At 67.5% G+C, this 21,359-nt stretch carries 21 protein-coding genes; 9 read left to right on the forward strand and 12 right to left on the reverse strand.

What is annotated here, in order from left to right:
- Positions 1-306: 306 nt before the first annotated feature.
- Positions 307-1,791: an LGFP repeat-containing protein gene (locus tag RHA1_RS44380; RefSeq protein WP_050787222.1), complete on the reverse strand. Its 1,485-nt coding sequence runs from the start codon at positions 1,789-1,791 to the stop codon at positions 307-309.
- An 88-nt stretch (positions 1,792-1,879) separates the two neighbouring features.
- Between RHA1_RS44380 and RHA1_RS51435 the strand changes: the two genes are divergently transcribed.
- Together RHA1_RS51435 and RHA1_RS00625 are read left to right on the forward strand one after the other, a co-directional pair.
- Entirely contained in the window at positions 1,880-2,269 is a 390-nt protein-coding gene (locus RHA1_RS51435; RefSeq protein ID WP_007298955.1) for a hypothetical protein, read from the forward strand.
- Between the two features lie 385 nt (positions 2,270-2,654).
- The gene (locus tag RHA1_RS00625) at positions 2,655-3,224 is read left to right on the forward strand and encodes a hypothetical protein (protein WP_011593442.1); all 570 of its coding nucleotides are present in this window, start codon (positions 2,655-2,657) and stop codon (positions 3,222-3,224) included.
- Positions 3,225-3,338: 114 nt separating this feature from the next.
- On the opposite strand, the gene RHA1_RS00630 is transcribed toward RHA1_RS00625, so the two are convergent.
- On the reverse strand, positions 3,339-6,461 hold the full coding sequence (locus tag RHA1_RS00630) for a Tn3 family transposase (protein ID WP_011593443.1): 3,123 nt from the start codon (positions 6,459-6,461) through the stop codon (positions 3,339-3,341).
- A gap of 454 nt (positions 6,462-6,915) precedes the next feature.
- The gene (locus RHA1_RS00635; protein ID WP_011593444.1) at positions 6,916-7,899 is read right to left on the reverse strand and encodes a magnesium transporter CorA family protein; all 984 of its coding nucleotides are present in this window, start codon (positions 7,897-7,899) and stop codon (positions 6,916-6,918) included.
- An 85-nt stretch (positions 7,900-7,984) separates the two neighbouring features.
- Here RHA1_RS00635 and RHA1_RS00640 point away from each other — a divergent pair, with 85 nt between their 5' ends.
- Entirely contained in the window at positions 7,985-8,395 is a 411-nt protein-coding gene (locus tag RHA1_RS00640) for an NYN domain-containing protein (protein WP_011593445.1), read from the forward strand.
- Here RHA1_RS00640 and RHA1_RS00645 read toward each other — a convergent pair.
- Positions 8,392-10,014, reverse strand: a complete 1,623-nt coding sequence (locus RHA1_RS00645) for a phytoene desaturase family protein (protein WP_009472666.1) — start codon at positions 10,012-10,014, stop codon at positions 8,392-8,394. The two genes, RHA1_RS00640 and RHA1_RS00645, sit on opposite strands and share 4 nt — an antisense overlap.
- Positions 10,015-10,018: 4 nt before the next feature.
- Positions 10,019-10,462, reverse strand: coding sequence for an SRPBCC family protein (locus tag RHA1_RS00650; protein ID WP_016884232.1), 444 nt, complete (start codon positions 10,460-10,462; stop codon positions 10,019-10,021).
- Between the two features lie 78 nt (positions 10,463-10,540).
- On the opposite strand from RHA1_RS00650, the gene RHA1_RS00655 reads away from it, so the two are divergent.
- Positions 10,541-11,230 carry an HAD family hydrolase gene (locus RHA1_RS00655; protein WP_011593446.1) on the forward strand — a complete coding sequence of 230 codons (690 nt, stop codon included), beginning with the start codon at positions 10,541-10,543 and terminating at the stop codon, positions 11,228-11,230.
- On the opposite strand, the gene RHA1_RS00660 is transcribed toward RHA1_RS00655, so the two are convergent.
- Positions 11,227-11,454, reverse strand: coding sequence for a hypothetical protein (locus tag RHA1_RS00660; protein WP_041812276.1), 228 nt, complete (start codon positions 11,452-11,454; stop codon positions 11,227-11,229). The two genes, RHA1_RS00655 and RHA1_RS00660, sit on opposite strands and share 4 nt — an antisense overlap.
- A gap of 37 nt (positions 11,455-11,491) precedes the next feature.
- Positions 11,492-12,814 (reverse strand): NAD(P)/FAD-dependent oxidoreductase, encoded by a 1,323-nt coding sequence (locus RHA1_RS00665; RefSeq protein WP_011593447.1) that lies wholly within the window; start codon positions 12,812-12,814, stop codon positions 11,492-11,494.
- 131 nt (positions 12,815-12,945) lie between these two features.
- On the opposite strand from RHA1_RS00665, the gene RHA1_RS00670 reads away from it, so the two are divergent.
- Together RHA1_RS00670 and phoU are read left to right on the forward strand one after the other, a co-directional pair.
- Positions 12,946-13,215 carry a DUF4235 domain-containing protein gene (locus RHA1_RS00670; RefSeq protein ID WP_011593448.1) on the forward strand — a complete coding sequence of 90 codons (270 nt, stop codon included), beginning with the start codon at positions 12,946-12,948 and terminating at the stop codon, positions 13,213-13,215.
- A gap of 39 nt (positions 13,216-13,254) precedes the next feature.
- Complete coding sequence (phoU, locus tag RHA1_RS00675; protein WP_009472672.1) at positions 13,255-13,902, forward strand: phosphate signaling complex protein PhoU; 648 nt, start codon at positions 13,255-13,257, stop codon at positions 13,900-13,902.
- Between the two features lie 13 nt (positions 13,903-13,915).
- Here the strand turns inward: phoU and RHA1_RS00680 are convergent, their stop codons facing one another.
- The 5 genes from RHA1_RS00680 to RHA1_RS00700 are packed head-to-tail and all read right to left on the reverse strand — an operon-like array spanning position 13,916 to position 17,417.
- Positions 13,916-14,533 carry a class I SAM-dependent DNA methyltransferase gene (locus tag RHA1_RS00680; protein WP_009472673.1) on the reverse strand — a complete coding sequence of 206 codons (618 nt, stop codon included), beginning with the start codon at positions 14,531-14,533 and terminating at the stop codon, positions 13,916-13,918.
- Positions 14,527-15,300: a PIG-L deacetylase family protein gene (locus RHA1_RS00685; protein WP_011593450.1), complete on the reverse strand. Its 774-nt coding sequence runs from the start codon at positions 15,298-15,300 to the stop codon at positions 14,527-14,529. The genes RHA1_RS00680 and RHA1_RS00685 overlap by 7 nt, the downstream gene beginning before the upstream one ends.
- 2 nt (positions 15,301-15,302) lie before the next feature.
- Positions 15,303-16,268, reverse strand: a complete 966-nt coding sequence (locus tag RHA1_RS00690; protein WP_011593451.1) for an acyl-CoA dehydrogenase family protein — start codon at positions 16,266-16,268, stop codon at positions 15,303-15,305.
- On the reverse strand, positions 16,265-16,930 hold the full coding sequence (locus tag RHA1_RS00695) for a glycosyltransferase family 2 protein (protein WP_011593452.1): 666 nt from the start codon (positions 16,928-16,930) through the stop codon (positions 16,265-16,267). Before RHA1_RS00695 ends, RHA1_RS00690 begins: the two co-directional genes overlap by 4 nt.
- A gap of 55 nt (positions 16,931-16,985) precedes the next feature.
- Complete coding sequence (locus RHA1_RS00700; RefSeq protein WP_237724182.1) at positions 16,986-17,417, reverse strand: amidohydrolase family protein; 432 nt, start codon at positions 17,415-17,417, stop codon at positions 16,986-16,988.
- Positions 17,418-17,742: 325 nt separating this feature from the next.
- Between RHA1_RS00700 and RHA1_RS00705 the strand changes: the two genes are divergently transcribed.
- The 3 genes from RHA1_RS00705 to RHA1_RS00715 are packed head-to-tail and all read left to right on the forward strand — an operon-like array spanning position 17,743 to position 21,352.
- Positions 17,743-18,270, forward strand: coding sequence for a 2Fe-2S iron-sulfur cluster-binding protein (locus RHA1_RS00705; RefSeq protein WP_011593454.1), 528 nt, complete (start codon positions 17,743-17,745; stop codon positions 18,268-18,270).
- Positions 18,267-19,259, forward strand: coding sequence for an FAD binding domain-containing protein (locus RHA1_RS00710; RefSeq protein ID WP_011593455.1), 993 nt, complete (start codon positions 18,267-18,269; stop codon positions 19,257-19,259). The genes RHA1_RS00705 and RHA1_RS00710 overlap by 4 nt, the downstream gene beginning before the upstream one ends.
- On the forward strand, positions 19,256-21,352 hold the full coding sequence (locus tag RHA1_RS00715) for a xanthine dehydrogenase family protein molybdopterin-binding subunit (protein ID WP_011593456.1): 2,097 nt from the start codon (positions 19,256-19,258) through the stop codon (positions 21,350-21,352). The genes RHA1_RS00710 and RHA1_RS00715 overlap by 4 nt, the downstream gene beginning before the upstream one ends.
- Positions 21,353-21,359: the final 7 nt, after the last annotated feature.

Below are 21,359 nucleotides of genomic sequence, written 5' to 3' on the forward strand. Positions count from 1 at the left end.
CTGTGACCGTGACCTGCACTTCTGGGTCGGCGTAGCCGTACATAGCCCACCACGATGGCCGGTCTAGATCTCCAGGAGGTGCCTCCTCGAATCCGACCACCTGTCGTTCGGTGAACGGTGGGTGCCAGATCGAGCCAATAGTGTCCGGCCGGGCTTCTAGCCGCGGCAGGTCTTCCTCCCGCGCTACGTAACTCATCCCGTCTTCACGCCACTGAACCACTACGCGTGACTTCTCAAGGACGAGAGTCGTGATATTCATCTCCCGTTCTCCTCAGTTCAGGTCATTGCGTGGTGCGGGTCGTGTGCTCACCATTTCCAGTCTCCCCCCACGGGGTTACCTGGTAGCTGATCGGCTCCCATGAATCTGTAAATGTCGTTCGGGTCGTCGTCGTCGTAGTGCGCAACGGGGCTGCGTACGTAAAAGTACCAGTAGCCTGGCCATTCGCTGAATTCTACCGATATCTGTACGACGTAGTTATGGTCACGCATCCGTCGGTCTTCGAGTTCCATACCTGAGGGATTCGGCAAGCCGACGGCGCGTCCCGTCATGTGCGGTCCCGGCGCGAACTGCGGCTGGGTGGAATGAATGAGGGATCCACCATTCGCAACTCCGACGGCACCATTCTGAAGCGCACCAGCAAATACGACGCGTCCCATAACGGCATCGTTCGAGCTGACGGTTGCCCGTGTGATCTGAGTGTAGGGACCGGCTAGCTTCCATTCCACGACTACGGAGCCGTTGCCTATGATCTGCGGACCCGCGCCGAACACAACGTCGCCTTGATAGTCAGCGCGGAAGTCGTCATAGACATTCCAGCAACCGCCGAAGTTGACGTCGCAATATTCACCCGGACCGTTGAACTGGGGAGGTGCCGGAAGAGCCGCAGCTGCACCACCTGCTTTTGTGCATGTCCACGCACCGACGCGAGACCCCAGCGGTGCGGCACATTGGGCGGCCGCGGGTGCCTGCATGTAGTCCTTATATGCGGCATCTGCTGCAACCCGCTTCGGTGAGTACAGGATGCCATTCTGGAATTGTTGTTGTCGCGCAATATCTTGCAGTGTTACTTCGTCGGCAGTGGGGTAGCCGTACGCTCCAGTTTCGTAACCTGAAGCGGTCCATTGATCGAGGATTCCGCTCACTACTGGGTGGGCTCCATGGGAGGGGTGCCAGTAGAGGACGCCGCGTTCGAAGCGGTTCATCCGGCCCTGCCCGTCGGGTAGGACGATCTCATCAGAGAGTGGGTACCCGAGGAGGCTGCCTGGCCGTTCGGCATTGACGGTGTTCCATTTGTCGCGGATCGCGCCACGGATGGCCCATGCCTCGTTGAGTTTCCAATAGATGGCGGCGGTGTTCTGGAACTCTTGGCGGCGGCCCAGACCGTCTGGGTTGACGATCTCGTCGGTCGTCGGATACCCGAGGGGCCCAGTTTCCCAGTTGTTCCGTTGCCAGGCCGCGAAGAAGTGGTTCACCACCGGGTGGGCGCCACTGGCGGCGGACCAGTAGATCGGTCCGTTGACGAATACGGATCTGCGTCCAAATCCGTCGGGGTTCGTGAGTTCGTTGGTGGTGGGAAAGCCCAGGAAGCTGAACTGTGCGCCGAGTGAGTTGTATTTGTCGCGGATGGCACCGCAGACCTGGAAGTCCGACGGCCAGTACACCTGGCAGCCGGGGGCCACCGCGGCCCGGAGGCCGCTAGCTTGTTTCTGTAGCTCCGCTTCCTTCATCTCGGCCTTGTCGGCGTCTTCCTTTGTGAACCCTTCGGGCAGCTCTTCTCGATCCGAACGCATCTTGCCCGGGACAATGGTCGCGTTGGGGTTCTCGGTCGGTAACCCTGTGTAAGGGATCTTCTTCCCATTTGCAGGGGCTGAGCTGGGGGTGGTGGATTCGCTCGGTGTCGTTGTCGGCGCACTACTGTCGGTTTGGGCGCTCCCCGATGGCGCCGGCGTTGTTACGTCGGGTGCGGCAGAGGCCTCTGGCGTCGACTCGACGGCGGGTACCGTTCCCGACGGGGATGCCGGCGGCGACGAAGGAACAGTGCTGCTCGGGGTTACACGCTCCGCAGTGGTCTCCGTGGGCGTCGGCGATGTCGGTGTGGTGGTGGTCGTGCTCGGTGTGGGTGTCGGTGTGGTGGTGGGTTGCGCTGCGGCGATCCCTCCGCCGGTCGCGAACAATACCGACGCTAACGATGCGAGGATCAACGTTTTTGCTGGTGAAGCCCGCTTCGGGCGCGGCAAATTCAGGTACTTCGTCACTCTGGCCATCTGACATCCGGTTCCTGTGAGGGGACTTTCGGTCAGCGGCGGGCCCACTCGCTGAAAAGCAACCTATGCGACGAACCCCCAGGAATCTCTCAGGAAGGCAAGCGCCGATCCGGTTACACATGCAAGTCCGGCCGGTGATGTTGCGCTGACCTGGACGTTTGACCGGCACAGGAACGACGGAGGGTCGATGTGCGCGGGCGTGTCGCGATGAAACAGGGAGTTGCCCTGTTTTGCAAGGAGTTTCGGACTTCATGTAGCACTGCAAGGGAGTGCATTTCGCATCAGGGCTGCCGCCGAGGAGGAGTGGGGACTATGCGTGGTCGTCTTGGGGGGAGGGCTGAGTTCGTGGATTCAGGTGTGGTCCGGGATGCCGGTTGTAGGGTGCGAGAATGGAACTGGTCCCGCAACCACCACCTGATGACGATGAGTTCGTGTACGAGCTGACCGAGCGGCAGCGTCGCGCGATCATGGCCACTGCCGCCGTCTTGGCGGCCACGGCGTACGGCGACACCGAGGCCCTGGGCGATCAGGTGATCGAGTCCGAGGACCACGGATCACTACTCGCTGCGCTGCCGCCCTGCACCTGGGGACAGGACGCATCGTGGAGGCGGCAGATGGCGCGGGCGTTCGACGACCTCGCCGGCGATATCACCGCCGGGACGGACCCAGAGCCGACCTGCACCGGGGAGGAAATGGCGTTGCACATCATTTTGACCCGCGCGAGCAGCGATCACCTCGCCGGTCACCTCGACCAGATGCTGGCCAAGGCGCCGGCACACGACAATGACACCGACTGGGCGGCGCCCACCAGTTTCTTATTCCAGGACCATGATGTGCTGACTCTGTACGACGAGGACGGCGTCCCGGTCCGCGATGGGGTGAACCTCGAACCCGAGGACTGGTTTCTGCCCTTCGGCGATGCCGTCGCCCGGGACCCGGGCCGCGGTTTCCGGTTCTGACCGCGTCCGAACAGCGTCGAAGGCATCAGCTCTGCGTCGGGCCGCGGGTGCAGTTGGTGTTCGGGAGATGCCGGGCGCCCGGCACCGGTGCCCGGGTCGACGGCACTCGTGCGGTCAAGCCGGGGCGGCCCGGAACAGCACCCGAGGCTCGAGGTCGAGTCGGGTGGTCGGGGTCTGCTCCGGTGGGGTGAGGTTGATGACCCAGTTCCCGAAGCGGCGCACCGTGTGCGTGATGTAGGGGGCGATGGTGGCCAGATCGTCCGGGTCGACCGGTTCGCCGTCAGCGGCGATCTCGTTGGCGGCGTCGGTGATGTCGCAGGCGGTGGAGTATATGACGCAGTTGGCGATCAGTTCGTTGAACTTGATCGCCTTCTCCTGGTGGTCGGGGTCGTTGTGGCCGATGAGTTTGCCGCCGAACATCAGCCAGTCGGCGAAGCCGTGGAACGCCTCATTGCGGTTGGTGATCGCGGTGATCTGTTCCCGCAGCTGCGGTTCGGACAGGTACCGCAGCAGGGTGATGGTGCGTATGACCCTGCCGAGTTCGCGGAACGCCCGGTATAGGCGGTTCCTGCGGGAGTGGTTGCCCAGGCGGCGCAGCAGGGTCACCGACGACAGGCGGCCCTCCCGGATGGAGATGGTGGTGCGCAGTAGGTCTTCCCAGTGGGTTTCGATCAGATCCCAGTCGATGCTCTCGTCGCCGAAGAGCCGGTCGATGTGCTGGTAGCGGGACCGTGGGTCGGGGCGGTAGAAGGTGAGGTCGTGCCAGTTGCGGATCCGTGGGAGCAGATCGAAACCCAGCAGCGTCGCGAGCCCGAACACCGGCAACGACTGGCCCTGGGTGTCGGCGTGCACGGTGTCGGGTTGGATGTCGGAGTCGTTGCGCAGCAATCCCTCGACGATGTACACCGCCTCCCACACCCCGCACGGGATGAAGTGGCTGAACAGGGCGATGTAGGTGTTGGAGATGTGCCGGTAGGCGATTCCGCCGTAACCGCCGTAGCGGATGTGGGATTCGGCGAGCAGGTTGTTCTCCCAGGTCTCGACCTGCGTCCCATCCGCCGCGGCGACCTTCCCGTCGCCCCACATGCCGGCCACATCCAGCCGGTGGAACGCGTTGACCACCACCGTGGACGCTTGGTCGATTTTGGTGGCGGTGGTGTGCTTGTTTCCGGCCAGCGACAGCTCGTGCACGCTGACCTGCCCGCGCATGTGCGCGGCGACCTGACTGGGCCCGAGCAGGGTGCCGTGAGCGAACACGGTCAGCACGTACCGTCCGAGGGCGTCCCGGATTTTCGGGTCCGAACCCGACGCGGGGCCGAAGTGACGGTGCCAGCAAAGCAGGAACGCGGTGCGGGTGAGAATGTCGAGCAGTGCGCGGTGCGGGAGCCGGTCGTGGATGGCCCGCTCCAGCGCCAGCGCCTCCGGGCACCGGTCGGCGCCCTTGCGGCGGCGCAGCACCGGCCGCCCGTCCTCGAGCATCAGGTCGGTGTTGCCGGGGTAGCCGGCGTCCACCGCCGCGGCGGTGGCAGTCAGTTTCTCCCGGTAGAACGCGGTCAACGCGCTCGCCTCGGCCGGGATGCCGGCCTGAGCGCAAAACGCCGGAACCAGCGGTGCGCACTCGTCCCAGGACATCAACTGAGCGTGCAGGTTCGCGAACGAGTCCGACCCGGCCACCGCGACGTCCCCGGAACGGAGCTCGGCGGCCAGCGCGGAGAACACGCACACCTCGAGATGTCGCCGCACGAGCAACCCCGGCCGGTCCCTGTCCCGCAGGATCTTGCGCCACGCCGCCGACGCGAACACCCCGACGTCGATGGTCAGCGTCACCGTCGAGGGGGCACCGTCCGCCCCGGGCTGTTCTACGGTGACATGCTCGGGGATGAGGTTGGCGCGGGTGTTGCGGTGCGCGCGCAGGAATTCCACCGCGTCGAGCACGCTGCGATCGGCGCTGGTCGCTTCGAGCTCGAGGCAGTCCAGCAGGGTGAACAGCGCCGACCGGTGTGAGCGGTAATGCCGCTCGAGCAGCGGCAGATAGTTGTTGCCGTGATGGGCGGTGACCGCCTCATGGGCGCCCACGAGGGCGTCCATGCCGCCAGCCCGGGCCAACGTCTTCAGCACCAGCCGTCCGGCCTGCTCGGCCACCGCCTCCATTGGCCGGGCCGAGGCGGCACCGGCGTCCGCGGACTCACCGGGGCGGATGTCCGGGCGGCCATCGCCGGTGGTGGGGTCGAGGGCTTCGCGCACCGCGGTCAGCACGTCGCCGAATACGCCGAGTAGTCGTTCGGATTCGGCGCGGTGCTCCTCGCGCAGTGCCTCGAGGTGCTCGCGGCCCTTCTTGTGGAGGGCGGCCATGCGTTTGCAGAACATGGTCACCACCTCGTCGCGCGCCCCGGCGCGGGCGGTGTGCAGAAGGCTGGCGACCAGGGTGATCCGCTTGTCCTCGCCGACCTTGCGCAGATCGGCCACGTCGGTCACCTTCGCCTCACCGGCGAAGTGTGCGACCTTGCCCGGCGGGACATCGGCGAGCCATACCTCTGTCGGCCCCAGATCGTCAAGTTGTCGCAGGTAGTCAAGGCGAGCCTTGAATTTACCGAGCGAGGCGGCCTTGGCGGTGTCCTTGACCCTGTCGAACTCGCTGCGCCGGGTGATCGGATCGACCAACAGCAGTCGCCCCAGCCGGGACCGATCGGCCGGACCGAGACGGCCGGCCACCTTGGTGAACAATGCGGTGTTGACCTCGGCCCGGATCGTCGATGCCATCGCGTCCAGGGTGGTGAAGCCGGGCAGCTCACATCGGGTGCGGACCAACTCTTCGAGCGCCACGTTAATCAGATCCGCGGGGTTGTCCTTCGTCTGCACCGCGTCGCGAATCGCCCGCTCTGCGATGTCCCGGACCCGCGCCGGCTCATACGTCACCCCCAACCGGTCCCGCACCCACTGACGGTGCCGCTTCGCCGTCCGTTCCGCGTCCTGCACCAACACGGTCCCCGCCGGCAACTCCAGTACCCCACACAGGTGCGCCGCAACCACCTCGGGCACGTCGACCAGCTTCGGGAAGTAGCCCAGACGCTGAAACGATTTCAGCCACACCAGCAGAACCAGCAGGTGCTGCGCATCCCGGGTACGGCCACGAGCCCACTCAACCTCCTCGACGGACGGCGTGAACGCCTCGGCCAGCTCCCCCACCGACACCATCCGCGAGAACCGCGGATAGGCGGTGCGATCGATCGACGCCACCCACACACCCCAGAGATACGATCACCAACATGACGTGAGCGACACTAACCGGCCCCCGCTCGACAGGCACTTGATCACCCCGATACCAGCATCGAGAAATCCCGAGTGGCCCGTTTCTGCCGTACTCCGGCCGACCCCGCCCTACCCCGGCATCGGCCTGAAGGCCTCAGCGTCTAAGCAGTCCGAACAGGTTTTGAACGAGTCGAGAGGTGCAGACAGGGTCCCACTACCCCGACGCCGTGCGGCGACCACCTGAATTCGGGTAATATCGGCGTTCCGTCCGAGCCAGAGTCTTACCCATCGAATTATTGGGAAACTGATGCGGCGATTTCCGACGAGCCTGCAGGAGTCGCAGATGGTGGGAATGCCACGAGCTGCTTACGTGTCCTCCCCCACACCAGGCACGCCCATGCCGCCGAGTCCACCACTCCCCCGCAGAACGCAACTACAGGCTTCAGAACCAGCCTTTACGCTTCGCCCAGACGAGTAGTGCCCCGGACATCGCGAGCATCACGAGCACGATCGCGGCAACCGAGAGCCATTGCGTCCGTTCGTTCACGATCACATTCATGCCGATGATCGAAGACAACGCCGTGATCGGCAACGTGACGGCCGCGATGACGGCGAGTCGCTCGGCGGCAATGGTCATTTTGGTGTTCGTGCGTGCCTGGTAGAACTCGATCGTGCCCTGGAGGTAGTCCTTCTGGCCCTTGGCCATCACGGTCAGATGCTGGAACTGGTCGACCGCGTCTAGGAGGAGGTCCTGCCCCTTGCCGGCGCCGAACGCCTCGATGGTGACCATGCGGCCGTAGACCTCTCGGCTCAGCGCGGCCATGGTGCCGACCGTGAGCAGACCGTGTCGGACCCGGAACATCTCGTCGAGAAAGGTTTCCGGATTACCGAGGTGCCCGCCGGTGACCTGTTGCTCGAGCTTCCACACGTCCTTGGTCAACTCGGCGGTGTACGCCCGCATCCGAGCCGTCAATGCGGCGAGCACTGCGAAGGACAACTCGAATGCGTTGCTCGGCTGCAACTTTCCCGACTTCAACCGGCCCAGCACCGCATTCACCTCGACCATTGCGGTCGCGGGATCGATCGCTGGATTCACCGGGCCGTGCACGGTGACCAGGTACCGGCCGCCGATGAACTGGTCCAGTTCGACGTAGTGCACGTGCCCGTGCGCTCCCGACTGCGGCGCGTGCAGAACCACGAAGAAGTGGTCCTCATACCTGTGCACCTTCGGCACCTGATTGCGGTTCATCGAATCCCGCACGGCGAGAGGATGGAAGCCGAAAATCGTGGTCAATGCGTCGTTCGCCTGCTCGTCCCAGGTCGGGACATCCACCCAGACCAATCCGTCGGGCCGGTCGAGCAACGCCCTCAGTTCTGTCACCGCACACGAACGCACATCGTCACGGGAGATGAAGCGGACGTCCATATCGGCCTCCTCTCCACGACGGACAGACCGTCTCCTCTGTCATAGCACCCACACGGGGTGTGCGAGGAGAGAGGAGACTGAGGGCGTGGTTGACGACAAAATTGCGCTGGTTGTGGTGGATGCTGCGAACGTCGTCGGCTCGCGACCCGACGGTTGGTGGCGTGATCGTGCCGGTGCGGCCCGACAATTGCTCGCCAAGCTCGGCACCCTCGAACAGCGCCTGGACCGGCCGGCCGAGGTGGTGGTCGTCCTCGAGGGCGCGGCGAAGGCCGCGGTCACCGGTGAGACCAACCCGGAATTCGAGGGTCTGCACGTGGTGTCGGCGCCCGGTTCGGGCGACGACGCGATCGTCGATGTGGTGGCCGCAGCCGCCGAGGAGGACGGCGACCGGCCGATCACCGTCGTCACCGCAGACCGAGAACTCCGCGACCGAGTCGAGGCGCTCGGGGCCACCACGATCGGTCCGCGCTGGCTCCTGGACCGCATCAACACCTAGCGGTGGTGCGGCGACCGCTTACCGTCGGGGGTGACCACGAGGTCGAGGATGCGGCCGCGGACCTTCCGCCGCACCAACCCCCACCGCCCGTGGTCGGCCAGGGCGGCACGGGCCGCGTTGTACCCACACATACCGTGGACGCCGCCGCCCGGATGGGCGGCCGAGCTGGCCAGGTACAGCCGGTCGATGGACGTGTAGGGCCCGGACGAACCTGGGGTCGGGCGGAAGACGAGCTGCTGGTACAGCTGGGCGGTGCCGCCGTTGACGGCGCCGCCGTGCAGGTTCGCGTTGCTCGCCTCGAGGTCACCCGGACGCTGCACATTGCGCCCCACCACCCGCTCGGCGAACCCCGGCGCATGCGATTCGAGCATCGCGTCCACTCGGTGCGCCAGCAACTCGGCCGATTCGTCGTCCGTGATTCCCCGCGGAAGATGCGTGTAAGCCCAGGCGCTTTCGGTTCCCTCGGGCGAACGGCTGGGGTCCGACGTCGTCATCTGACCGAACAGCAGGAACGGGTCTGTCGGGATCACGCCTGTGGTCAGGTCGGCCATCCACCGGACCAGTCCGTTGTCGTCGGCGCCCAGATGCACCGTTCCGGCGGATTCGAGGCTCCGCGACCGCCACGGAATCTTGCGGTCGAGAGCGTAGTTCACCTTGACGACGGGGGTATCCCACTCGAACTTCTCGAGGTCTGCACGGACACCGGCGGGGACCACGGAGGAATCCAGCAGCCGTCCGTAGAGTGCGGGCGCGGAGACATCGGCGAGCACCGCGCGCTTGACCAGATAACGGTCGCCGCCCGCCGTCCGAACCTCTGTCGCCACTCCCCCGGTTGCCTCGATCGACGTCACCTCCTCGCCGCACCGAATTTCCGCGCCGTTTCGTCTCGCTCGTTCCGCCATTGCGGCGGAGAGGGCGCCGGCCCCACCGACCGGGACGACGTACCCGTCGTCCTGCGCGAGCATGGTCAGGAGATATCCCATGACTCCGCTCCCCGGTGCGTCGACCGGTGTGTCGGCGTGCATTGCGTTGCCCAGCAACAGCACCCGGGCGGATTCGCCGTCGAACAACTCGTGCGTCATCCGGCGTGCGGGCAGCATGAGGAAGCGGACGAGCCGGAGGGCTTCCGCGGTGCCGAGCTGCGACAACAGTCGCCGCGGTCCACGGACGGGAGGAAACGGGCTGAACAGGGTGTCGAGGAACGGTTCCTTCACGTCCTTCCACTGCTCGAAGAGCCGGAGCCACGCCTGTCCGTCCCCCGGTTGCCTGCGCTCGAGGTCGGCGGCGGTGTCGGTCGGATCCCGGTGGATCAGTGGGGCATCGTCGTCGTGCGGGTGCCTGGGGTGCCCGACCGCGGCGGGCGCCTGACTCCATCGCAGACCGACACCTTCGAGGTCGAGGTGCCGGATCGCCGGCGACACCGCAGCCAGGGGATAGAACGCACTGAACAGGTCGGTGCGGAAACCAGGGAAGAGCTCGGCCGACCTGACGGCGCCACCCGGTTCGGGTTGTTGTTCGAGAAGTACGACGTCCCAGCCGGCCTCCGCCAGGGTGGCCGTTGCGGCGAGACCATTGGGCCCGGCCCCGATGACGACGGCGTCGACAGTCCGCACTGTCACGGCGTCAGGGTTTCGTGTTTCGCTCGGCCAGGAACGAGAGCCGGCGTAGACATTCCAGGTTGCGCGGGAGGACCGCGAGGTCTTGCGCCGTCTGCGGAACCCACTTCAACGGTACGGAGGCTGCTGCCTCCGACATGCGGAGGTGGCAGCCGGATTCACGCGGCTCGAGTCGCAGTCGCACGACAGCCTTCGTGGGCGTCACCTGGGCGAGCAGCCGAAGTTCACGATTCTCTTCGGCGAAGAGGACCTCGGTGGAGTCGTCGATCAACGCGGGCCAGGCGCCGACGGAATGGTGCAGACGGCTCCCGACGGCGGGCCATTCGGCGGAGACGGCACGCATGCGTGACGCCCCGACCACCCAGGACGGGTACAGCCACCCGTTGGCGAGAACGGACCACACGTCCGACACCGACGCCGACGTGTCGTGTTGTGCCTCGATGACGACCACTCCTTCGAATGAGTACCTGACGGACTCTCCGCGCTTACCCACGTTCACCACATCGAAAACTGTGGTTTGCTCGAGCCTATGTCTGCGAAATCCCCGTCCACCGCCCGAGCAGTGCTGTTCGACGTCGACGGCACCCTGGTCGACTCCAACTACCTGCACGTGCGAGCGTGGCAGCGGGCCTTCCGGGAGGTCGGGCACGACGTGGACGCGTGGCGGGTGCACCGTGCGATCGGACTGGATTCGTCGCTTCTCCTGCAATCGCTTCTCGGTGACGACGCGGACGAGCTCGGGGACCGCGCGAAGGATCTCCACACGACGTACTACCTCGGCGCGCGGGACAGCATGCGGCCGCTGTCCGGGGCACGGGAACTGATCCGGGAACTGCACGGGCGCGGTGTGCAGGTCGTCCTCGCCACCTCCGCCCCCGAGGAGGAACTCGACGTGCTGCGGGAGATCTTGTCGGTCGACTCGTACATCGCTCACACGACGTCGTCCGAGGACGTCGATCAGGCCAAGCCGGATCCTGGGGTGGTTCGCGCCGCGATGGACCGCGCGTCCACGTCGCCCGACACTGCCGTGATGGTGGGCGACGCCGTGTGGGACGGCAAGGCGGCCTCGCGGGCCGGCGTCACCTTCGTCGGACTCCTCAGTGGGGGCATTTCCCGCGCCGACTTGACGGAGGCCGGCGCGGCGGCGGTGTTCGAGGACGCACAGGACCTGCTGGACAACCTCGAGTCCAGTCCGCTGGCGAAGCTGCTGGTGTCCTAGACGCCGCGCGACGACCACGCCTGCGCAATCTCGGGATACGCCTCGGCGATCTCGTCGACACGCTCGTCGGTCGCGGTGTCCATCTCGGCCCGGTGGCGCTGCGCTGTGACCAACGGACTCTCCGATCCCGCGGATCCCGAACCACCGGCAGGCGCGTCCGCCTCCCATTCGTGGATCACTTCGTCGAGGCGTAGTGCGACGAATTCCTTCTTGCTCTCAGCCATCATCGGTTCCTTAGTTGCGTTCGCAGGCGGCGTGCTCTCAGTGCTGCGCTCCTACGCCCTCGCCCGCCGCGAACCGCGATTCCGAATCGGTGACCAGTCCGATCGACACGAGTGGGCGGGGGAAGAGCAGATCGGTGAGATAGGCGAGGGCGACCGCCCAGCGATTGGCCGTGTTCGGCATGGCGTACAGGTGGTAGGCGCGCGTGACCACCTTCGCGAGGAACCCCGACAGCTGGATGCCGAGAGGGTTCGCGACGGCGAACCCCGGGCCGAGATCCACGACGAGACCCATGTCGCGGTGGCCGTACGGTTTCGGGTCGCCGACGCCCAGGCTGGCCGCGACGTTACGGGCCAGGGTCTGCCCTTGCCGGACGGCGTGCTGGGCGGTGGGTGGGGTGATCGACCCGCTGTTCCTCGGATCGGGAACAGCCGCGGCGTCGCCGCCCGCGAAGACGTCGGGATGCCCGTCCACCGAGAGGTCGGGGCGGACCGTCAACCTTCCCTTCTCGGTGGGTAATCCGAGCGTGTCGATGAGCGGGCTTGCGGTCACGCCCGTCACCCAGGCGACGGTGCGGGTGGGGATCACGGTGCCGTCGTCGAGCGTGACGTGTTCGGGTCCGAGTTCGGTCAGCGTGGTTTCCAGTCGCACGTCGATGCCGCGGGAGCGCAGCACGTCCAACACCTTGCCGCCCAGCTTCTCGCCCACCTCCGGCATCACCGTGTCGGCGGCGTCGAGCAGCAGGAACCGGATCTTCGCGGGGTCGAGGTTTCGCCGCGCGGCCGCCTCGTCGGCGAGGGCGCGCAGTTGGGCGGTGAGTTCCGTGCCCGCGTAGGACGCCCCCACCACGACGACCGTCCGGCGGGCGTCGGCGACCGAAGGGTCGGTGTCCCGCTCTGCGAGTTCGATCTGGGTGAGCAGCTGGTCGCGGAAGTACAGCGCCTCGGCCGGCGTCTTGAGTCCCCTGGCGTGCTCGGCGAGACCGGGAATGTCGAACAGGCGGGTCACCGACCCCGGGGTGAGCACCACCCGGTCCCAGGCCACGTCCTCGACACCGTGCTCGCAGTCGGTCACGTGCACGGTGCGGGCCTCGAAGTCGACGGAATCGACGTTGCCCTTCACCAGTTCGACGTTCGGCAGCGCCTCGGCCAGCGGAACCGTGACGAACCGTGCGTCCAGGATTCCGCCCGCCACCTCGGGCAGGAGCGGTGTGTAGAGCATGTAGTCGTGCGCCGAGATCAGGGTGATGCGGGTATCGGTCCCCCGGAGGCGACGCGTGAGAGCGCGTGCGCATTCGAATCCGGCGAAGCCGCTTCCCACCACGACGATGCGAGTTGGCTCTCCAGCTGATTCGTTGGTCATACAGAACACTGTCCCCAACCCGGCGTCGAACCAAACAACACCGGCGGCGCGGCATCGCGGTGTGAGGACGGCGAATACGGGTACTCGCCGTACGAGAGCGATCGACGGGATCGAATGCGAAGGGCGGGAACATGAGTGCCGTGTCGAAGGCAATGTACAAACCGTTGGCGCTGGCCGCGAGTGTCGCCGGCGGAATCGCGGCAAGCGCGCTCTTCGGTCAGGTGTGGAAGCGCGTCGCCGGCGAAGCCGAGGCTCCCGACCCCAAGGATCTCTCACGCAGCACCCGCGAGGTGCTGATCGCGGCGGCCGTGCAGGGCACCGTATTCGGCCTGGTCAAGGCAGCGGTAGACCGTGCAGGCGCGCAGGGATACCGGAAGCTGGCCCACGACGACCCCCGGTAGATCGAGGCAGTTGTCACAGAACACCCCTAGGCTGAGCCGATGCGTACTCGTTTCGCGGAGAATCTCGACAGCCTGTCCGGCGATCTGGCCTCCATGTGCCGGCTGTCCGTTACCGCGATGTCGGAGGCGAGCGACGCACTGCTGCAGGCAGACCTCGAGCTCGCCGAGCACGTCATCGATGTGAGCGGCGAGCTCGACGATGCCGCGGCGCACTGGGAGAAGCGTGCCTTCGCCCTGCTGGCGCTGCAGGCGCCGGTCGCGCACGACCTCCGGTTCATGGTCGGCGGCCTCCACATCTCCGCGGATCTGCACCGCATGGGCGGTCTCGCGGTGCACATCGCGAAGATCGCGCGCCGACGGCATCCCGACCACGTCGTTCCCGACGAAGTCTTGGGCGTGTTCACCGAGATGGGCGCCGTCGCCGTCGCGCAGGCGAAGGAAACCGAGCAGGTTCTGCAGCACCGTGATCCCGAGCGCGCACGCGGTTTGCTGACGGCGGACGAGGCGATGGACGATCTCCATCGGAGCCTGTTCACGATCACCCAGGCCGAGGACTGGCCGCACGGTGTCCAGTCGGCCGTCGACATCACCCTGCTCGGCCGTTTCTACGAGCGGTTCTGCGACCACACGGTGGAGATCGGCAGGCGCGTCATCTTCCTCGAGACGGGCAGCCTGCCCGAACAGTGAGTGCGACGCCCGGTCAGCTCAACCCTTCCGCCGCGGCCACCGAGGGCACCGGACCCCGGGTGTAGACGTCGAGGTGGAAGTCCGCGTCCTGGTACGACCCGGCACGGTGGAGGCCGTCCGTCGCGGCGACCGTCTCGTGCACCGCGCGGCCGGTCTGCGGGTACTCGGGTACCGGATGCTGCCAGTGGACCGCCACGAGGGTGCCACCGACTTCCAGGGCGTCGACAGCACGTCCGAGCGTGGTGGCGAGGTCGGCGGGTGTCAGGTAATACAGCACCTCACTGAGCACGACGAGGTCGAAGGCGCCGGGTGGCCACGGGTCGAGCAGCGATGCCCGGCCGAGTTCCACCCGGTCGGCCACTCCTTCGCGCCGCAGACGGTCCCGTGCGCTCTCCAGGGCGCGCGGAACCACATCCGTTGCGACGACTCGGTCGCAACGCCGCGCCAGGTGCACCGTGAGGACGCCGATCGAACACCCCGGTTCGAACGCCCGCCGATAGTGCGGACGGGGCAGGGCCGCGAGAGTGAGCGCGTACTTGCGGCGCTCGTACCACCGCTCGTCGAAGCCCCACGGGTCCGCCGATTCCGCGTACATCGTCTCGAAGTAGCCGGGATCCATTGCGCTCACCACAGCACCCATTCCGTTGTCCGCATCAGTCTCGCGAGCACCCACGGCGGGAGGATCGCGGCGTCCCGCGGGTCCTCGGACAGCGGGAGGATCTGGGTCCGGAATTCGTCGACGGCACCGCGTTTGCGTGCCAGGATCTCGGCGGCCGGGGTCAGCACGCGTATCCGGTTCCAGGGCACCGCCGGATCGGCGGGCCGGGCCCAGTGCCACATCCAGACCGGATATTCGATCAGTCGGTGACCGGTGATCGAACATGCTGCTGCTGCAGCTCGTCCGGTGGCTTCGTGATCGGGATGGCCGTCGTCTCGCCAGGTCGCGAGCACCCACACTCTCTCCCCCGCCCCGGAGGTCGCGGTGAGCACGTCGACGAGGCGGGTGGTGAGTTCGTGCTCGTGCGCGCTCACTCCGCCGTCCGGTATTCCGAGTCGCAGTGGTTCGCCGGCACCCAGCAGTGCTGTCGCCTGGGTCGATTCCGCGATCCGTGCGACGGCCAGCGCGTCGGGCGACAGGGTCGGCGAGTCCGGGTGGGACGCCGCACCGTCCGTCACCGCCACCACCACGACGGGTATGCCGGCGGCCGCGGCGGTGGCCATCAGCGCGCCCACGCCGAGTACCTCGTCGTCGGGATGTGGTGCGACGACGACCAACCGGTCGCATTCCGCGAGTGGTACCGGCAGGAAACGGGTGGACTCGAGCCACGACTGCCATTCGTCCTCCGGTGTGCCGCGCGCGGCCACGGAGATCTCCCGGAATCTGGTGCCGTTGTCCACTGTCAGTCCTCCCCCGCGACGAGTGCGCCGAGTGCCGCGAGATCGCGCTCGGCGTGGGATTGCCGGATGTAGACGAGCAGGTCCGCGACGTTGCGGGCATGGTCGGCATCCGTCGCGAGCGGCGCGGCGCCCAGCGCCCGGCCGACGCGGTCGATCACCTCGCTCGCGGTCCGTTCGATCAGCGCCCGCACCCGGAACGCGCGCACCTGGGCGGATCTCCGGTCGAGGGGATTCGCGTCCACCTCCCCGGCCGCCGATTCGAGTGCCCATCGTGCCGCGCTGACGGCGACGTCGATCGCGCCGAGGTGCGCGAGCTGGTGACCGTCCGTGCGGCCACTCCGGGCCCGCACCCGCAGCGGTTCCGCGACGGCGAGTGCGCCCCCGAACCAGCAGGCCGCCACCCCGATGCCGCCGTGCCAGAACCCGGGACGGTCGAGGTACTCGTCGGGCGCGCCGACCGGTCGTGCGGGAACGCCGTCGAACGTCACCGACTCGGTGTCGGTGGCCGCCATGCCCGGATTTCGCCAGCCGCCGCGGCCCGCCGTGACCCCCGGTTCCCGCAGATCGACGGCGAACAGGCGGGGTTGCTCGTCGACTCGCGCCGTGACCAGGGCGTGCGTGCACATCGACGCCCCGGAGCACCATGCCTTCGTCCCCCGCAGGCGCCACCCGGCAGCGTCGTGGGACGCGTGCAGGACGGGGTGCGGTGGCTCGCTGGCCCACACGCCCCAGAATTCGTTCCGGCCGGCGCGGGTGCCGTCGACTTCGGCGAGGATTGCGTCCGCGTCGGCGTGTGCCTCGAGGAGCCGGCCGACCGAGAGGTCGTGGCGGCACCATTGCGTCAGCCGGGCCCACCGGGCTGCGGTCGAGCCGCCGCCGGGCAGCGGCAGTTCCGCGTCCCCCGAACCGATGATCGCCCGCACTGCGGCGTCGGTGGGGCTGCTGTCGTGGGTGACGTCGGTGCTCATCGGTCCTGCAGTCCTTCGAGGTACGTGGCGAAACCTTGCGGCGCTCGGGCGTCGGCTCGCGCCGATGTCTCCACCGGGGCATCGATACTCCACACCACGTTCGCTCCCCGCTCGACCATCCGCTGCACCAGATCCACGTCTTCGTGCGCGGGCAGTGCGGCGAACCCTCCCGCCGCCCGATACAGGTCCGCCGAGAATCCGAGGGACGCGCCGTGCACGTGCCCGTGGGCGGAGCCGGACCGGTAGGCGCTGCCGTACCGCGACCGGACATGGTCGGGCCACCCCGACCAGTCGGTCACCGCCACCGTGCCCGCCACCAACTGCGCCCCTCGACGCGCGTGCTGCAGGTGGGACGACAGCCAGTGCGCGGGGACGCGCGAGTCGGCGTCCGTCGTGGCGAACCACTCGTGGGGGCGCGGGGCGACCGACTCGAAACCCGCACGCCGGGCCGCTCCGACGTTCCGCGCACCCAGGATCACGACGTCGACACCCGCCCTGCGGACGACGGCTTCGCTGCCGTCGGTGCACCCGTCGAGCACCACTACCGTCGTGACCGGCACGGACACGGCCCGGGCGGCGGTATGGAGGCCCTCCAGGCAGCGCGGCAGCAGCGCTTCCTCGTCGTGGGCGGGCACGACCACCGTGATGTGCTCGACGCGCATGACGTCCCTTCCTGATCACTCACTGTTTCGGGTTCAACAAGTACCCAGTCCGTCGTCAGGGGAACCACGATCGTTCGGCGTTGCCGACGGCGACATCGGGGCCGTCGACGATCCGGTCCAACAGCACCCACGACAGTTCGACGGTCAAGTTCGGGTGCCGCAGCAAAAGTTCGCGGACCAGGTCCAACTGTCCGTTGGGGCCCACCCGGCGGGACACCCCTGCGTGACACCACACGACGGAGGTCGACCGATGCCGTTCGAGAGCTCGCTCGAGCGCGCCGATGTATTCGTGCCGCCCTGGCAGCCCCATCGACGCGGAATCGTGGTGGATCGAGATCGGCACCTCCTTCTCGGAGCAGAAGTCGAGGACGTCGTCCATCGCTGCGTGATCGGGAGAGGGTACTTCGCCGACGGTGAGACTCGTGAGGTCGTCGTGGCGGAACATCACCTCACCGACACCGGCCCAGCGACCGGTGCGGTTCCACACGAATTCGATCCGACCGCGAGGGCGATCGGTGGGATCGAACCCGCAGACGAGCGGCGCCACCGTCAACCGGCCGTCCGATTCGAGTTCGGGTAGCAGATCGAGGACGATGGCGTCGGTCAGCGAGTGGTAATGGCACGGCCCGCTGCACGCCGGCCCCGACCAAGCTGTCTCGCAAATCGGTCACAGCCGCGGGATGCTGAAGAAAGTCCACCAGATGTACGTGCGTGTCGATCCACTGAGCAGACGCCATATCGTCCGATATACCAGCAATTCCCGAGTCGGCCGACTGTGATTCGGGATCAGTGCCCGCGGGTAACCTCCCGCCATGAATGTCGCGGACAGCCCCCGCTACCGGAAGATCACCCTCACCGTGGACGGTGAGGAACGAAACCTCGAAGTCGACACCCGCACGACGCTGCTCGACGCGCTCCGCGACCACCTCGGGGTGACCGCGCCGAAGAAGGGCTGCGACCACGGCCAGTGCGGCTCGTGCACCGTCCTCCTCGACGGCAGACGATCCACGTCCTGCCTCACATTCGCCGTCGCTCACCACGGGGAACGCGTCGTCACCGCACACGGACTGGCCGACGGCGAGGTGCTGCATGCCGTTCAGCAGGCGTTCGTCGAGCAGGACGGACTGCAGTGCGGTTACTGCACGCCCGGTCAGATCTGTTCGGTGATCGGGATGCTCGACGAGTTCCTGGCCCTGCACCCGAGCGCCGTCACCGAGAACCTGACCGCTCCGCCCGAACTCACCGACGACGAGATACGCGAGCGGATGAACGGAAACCTCTGCCGGTGCGGCGCGTATCCGAACATCCTCGCGGCGATCAGGCAGGCGGCGGAGGCGTGATTCCCTTCGACTACGAGCGGGCCACCGACGTCGACAGTGCCGTCGCCACGGTCACGGGTGACCCGCGGGCGTCGTTCCTCGCCGGCGGCACCAACCTCGTCGACCACATGAAGCTCGGGGTCGCGCGCCCGCATCTCCTCGTCGATGTGAGCCGGCTTCCCCTGGGCGACGTCGTCGAACTCCCGGACGGCGGGCTCCGAATCGGGGCGGCCGTCCGCAACAGCGACCTCGCCGCTCACGACGTCGTCCGCGCCCGGTACCCGATGCTGTCGCGCGCCCTCCTCTCCGGTGCGTCGGGCCAGCTGCGCAACCTCGCGACCACGGCGGGAAATCTGCTTCAGCGGACTCGCTGCGTGTACTTCCAGGACGTCACGACGCCCTGCAACAAGCGGGAGCCCGGCACCGGGTGTTCCGCGATCGGCGGTTACGTCCGCTACCACGCCATTCTCGGTGCCTCGGAGCACTGCGTCGCGGTGCACCCGTCCGACATGGCCGTCGCGATGACGGCGCTCGACGGTGTCGTGGTGGTGCGCGGCGCCGACGGTGAACGGCGAATCCCGCTGAGCGAGTTCTACCGGCTTCCCGGGGACCGGCCCGACCGCGACACCGTCCTCGCGCACGGTGATCTCGTGACGGCCGTGGAGCTGCCCCCGCCGCCTTCCGGGAACCGGTCCGCGTACCGGAAGGTGCGTGACCGTGCCTCCTTCGCGTTCGCAGTGGTGTCGGTGGCCGCCGAGCTGACGATCGGGGATACGTCGATCACGTCGGCGCGGGTCGCGCTCGGTGGGGTCGCGCACCGACCCTGGCGTGCCACGCTCGCCGAGGAGGTCCTCGTCGGGTCGCCGCCCACGGAGGCCACGTACACCGAGGCCGCTGCAGCGGAACTCGCTGCGGCACAACCGCTTCCTGGAAACGAATTCAAGGTTGCACTGACCCGGCGGGTGCTGGCGTCGGTACTTCGTTCCCTCGCCGAGGAGGCGCGCCGATGACCCTCGTCGATCCGAAGGTGATCGGAACCTCCGCCGAACGGCTGGACGCCCACGACAAGGTGACCGGCACGGCGCTGTACGCGTTCGAGTACCCGGTGGACGAGCCGACCTATCTGCACCCGATCCTGTCGACGATCGGACGCGGCCGGGTCACGGCGATGCACACGGCCGACGCGGAAGCCCTGGACGGGGTGCTCGCGGTCCTGACGGTGTTCGATGCGCCCCGCCTCGCGGACACCTCGGACGGTGAACTCGCGATCCTGCAGGACGCCGAGGTTCATTTCCGCGGCCAATTCGTGGGTGCGGTGGTGGCGGAGTCACCGGAAGTCGCCCGCCACGGCGCGAGCCTCGTGCGCGTCGACTACGACGTGGAATCCCACGACACCGACTTCCGTTCCGGTAGGGGCGATCTGTACACCCCCGAGGATGTCAACGCGGGATTCCCGACCGACACCGAGGACGGCGACGTCGACGCGGCACTTTCCGCCGCCGCGGTCACGGTCGATCAGGTGTACTCCACCGCGATGGAACACAACAACCCGATGGAACCGCACGCCGCCATCGCCCGGTGGACCCCAGGCGGCAGCGGACCGGTTCTGACGCTGCACGATTCGACCCAGGGCGTCCACTCCGTGCGGCAGACGCTCGCACCGCTGTTCGGACTCGAAGTCGAGCAGATGCGGGTGATCGCCCCGTACGTCGGCGGCGGCTTCGGCTCCAAAGGACTGCCGCACGCGCACGACGTGCTCGTGGTGATGGCGGCGCAGCGGGTGGAAGGCCGGCCGGTGAAGTTCGCGCTCACCCGGCAGCAGATGTTCGCCCTCTCCGCGTATCGCACGCCGACGGTGCAGCACATCCGGCTCGGGGCGGACGCCGACGGACGGCTGACCGCGCTCTCCCACGAGGCGGTCGTGCAGTCCGCGAAGATCAAGGAGTTCGCCGAACAGGCGGCGGTCCCGTCGCGGCTGATGTACTCCACGCCCACCCGGTACACCACCCACCGTCTCGCGTCCCTCGACGTGCCCGCCCCCTCCTGGATGCGTGCCCCCGGCGAGACCCCGGGCATGTTCGCGGCCGAGGTGGCGATGGACGAACTGGCCGAAGCTTGCGGGCTCGACCCGATCGAATTGCGGATCCGCAACGAACCCGAGGTCGACCCGAGTACCGGCCGCCCGTGGTCGGGGCGGCGCCTCACCGACTGTCTGCGGGAAGGCGCCCGGCGTTTCGGGTGGGCGGACCGCGACGCGACGGCGCGGGCCCGGTCGGACTCGCAGTGGCAGGTGGGGATGGGCGTCGCGTCCGCGACGTATCCAGCCAACACGTCACCCGGATCGGTTGCCCGGATCGTGTACGACTCCGACGGCACGTACACCGTGCAGATCGGGTCGGTCGACATCGGTACCGGCGCGTGGACCGCGCTCACCCAGATCGCCGCCGACGCGCTGGGCTGCCCGCTGGACGCGATCGTCCTGCAGATCGGTGACACGAATCTTCCGTCGGCGACCGTCGCAGGCGGCTCCACGGGAACCAGTTCCTGGGGCAGTGCGATCGTCGCGGCGGCCCGCGCGTTCCGGGACGCGCACGGCACGTCCCCCGACCCGGGGGCGGAGGCGCGTGCGGGGACGCCCGACAACCCCGACGCGGAAAAGTTCGCACTCCATTCGTTCGGTGCCCACTTCGTGGAGGCGCACGTCCACCGCGATTCCTGCGAGATCCGTGTCGAACGCATGCTCGGGGTGTTCGCGATCGGCCGGGTGATCAACGCCCGCACCGTTCGATCGCAACTCCTCGGCGGGATGACGATGGGGATCTCGATGGCGCTGCACGAGAGCAGCGTGAACGACCCCCGGTTCGGTCACGTCGTGACCCAGGACCTTGCCTCCTATCACGTCAGCACCCACGCCGACATCAGGTACCTCGACGCGGTGTGCCTCGACGACGTCGACGAGCACGCCAATCCGATGGGATCGAAGGGCGCCGGTGAGATCGGCATCGTCGGGGCCGCGGCCGCGGTGGCGAACGCTGTCCGTCACGCCACCGGGGTGCGGGTCCGGAAGGCGCCGATCCACCTGGACGACCTACTGCCCGGGTGATCGACCG

Source organism: Rhodococcus jostii RHA1 (genome assembly GCF_000014565.1).
Lineage (GTDB): Bacteria > Actinomycetota > Actinomycetes > Mycobacteriales > Mycobacteriaceae > Rhodococcus_F > Rhodococcus_F jostii_A.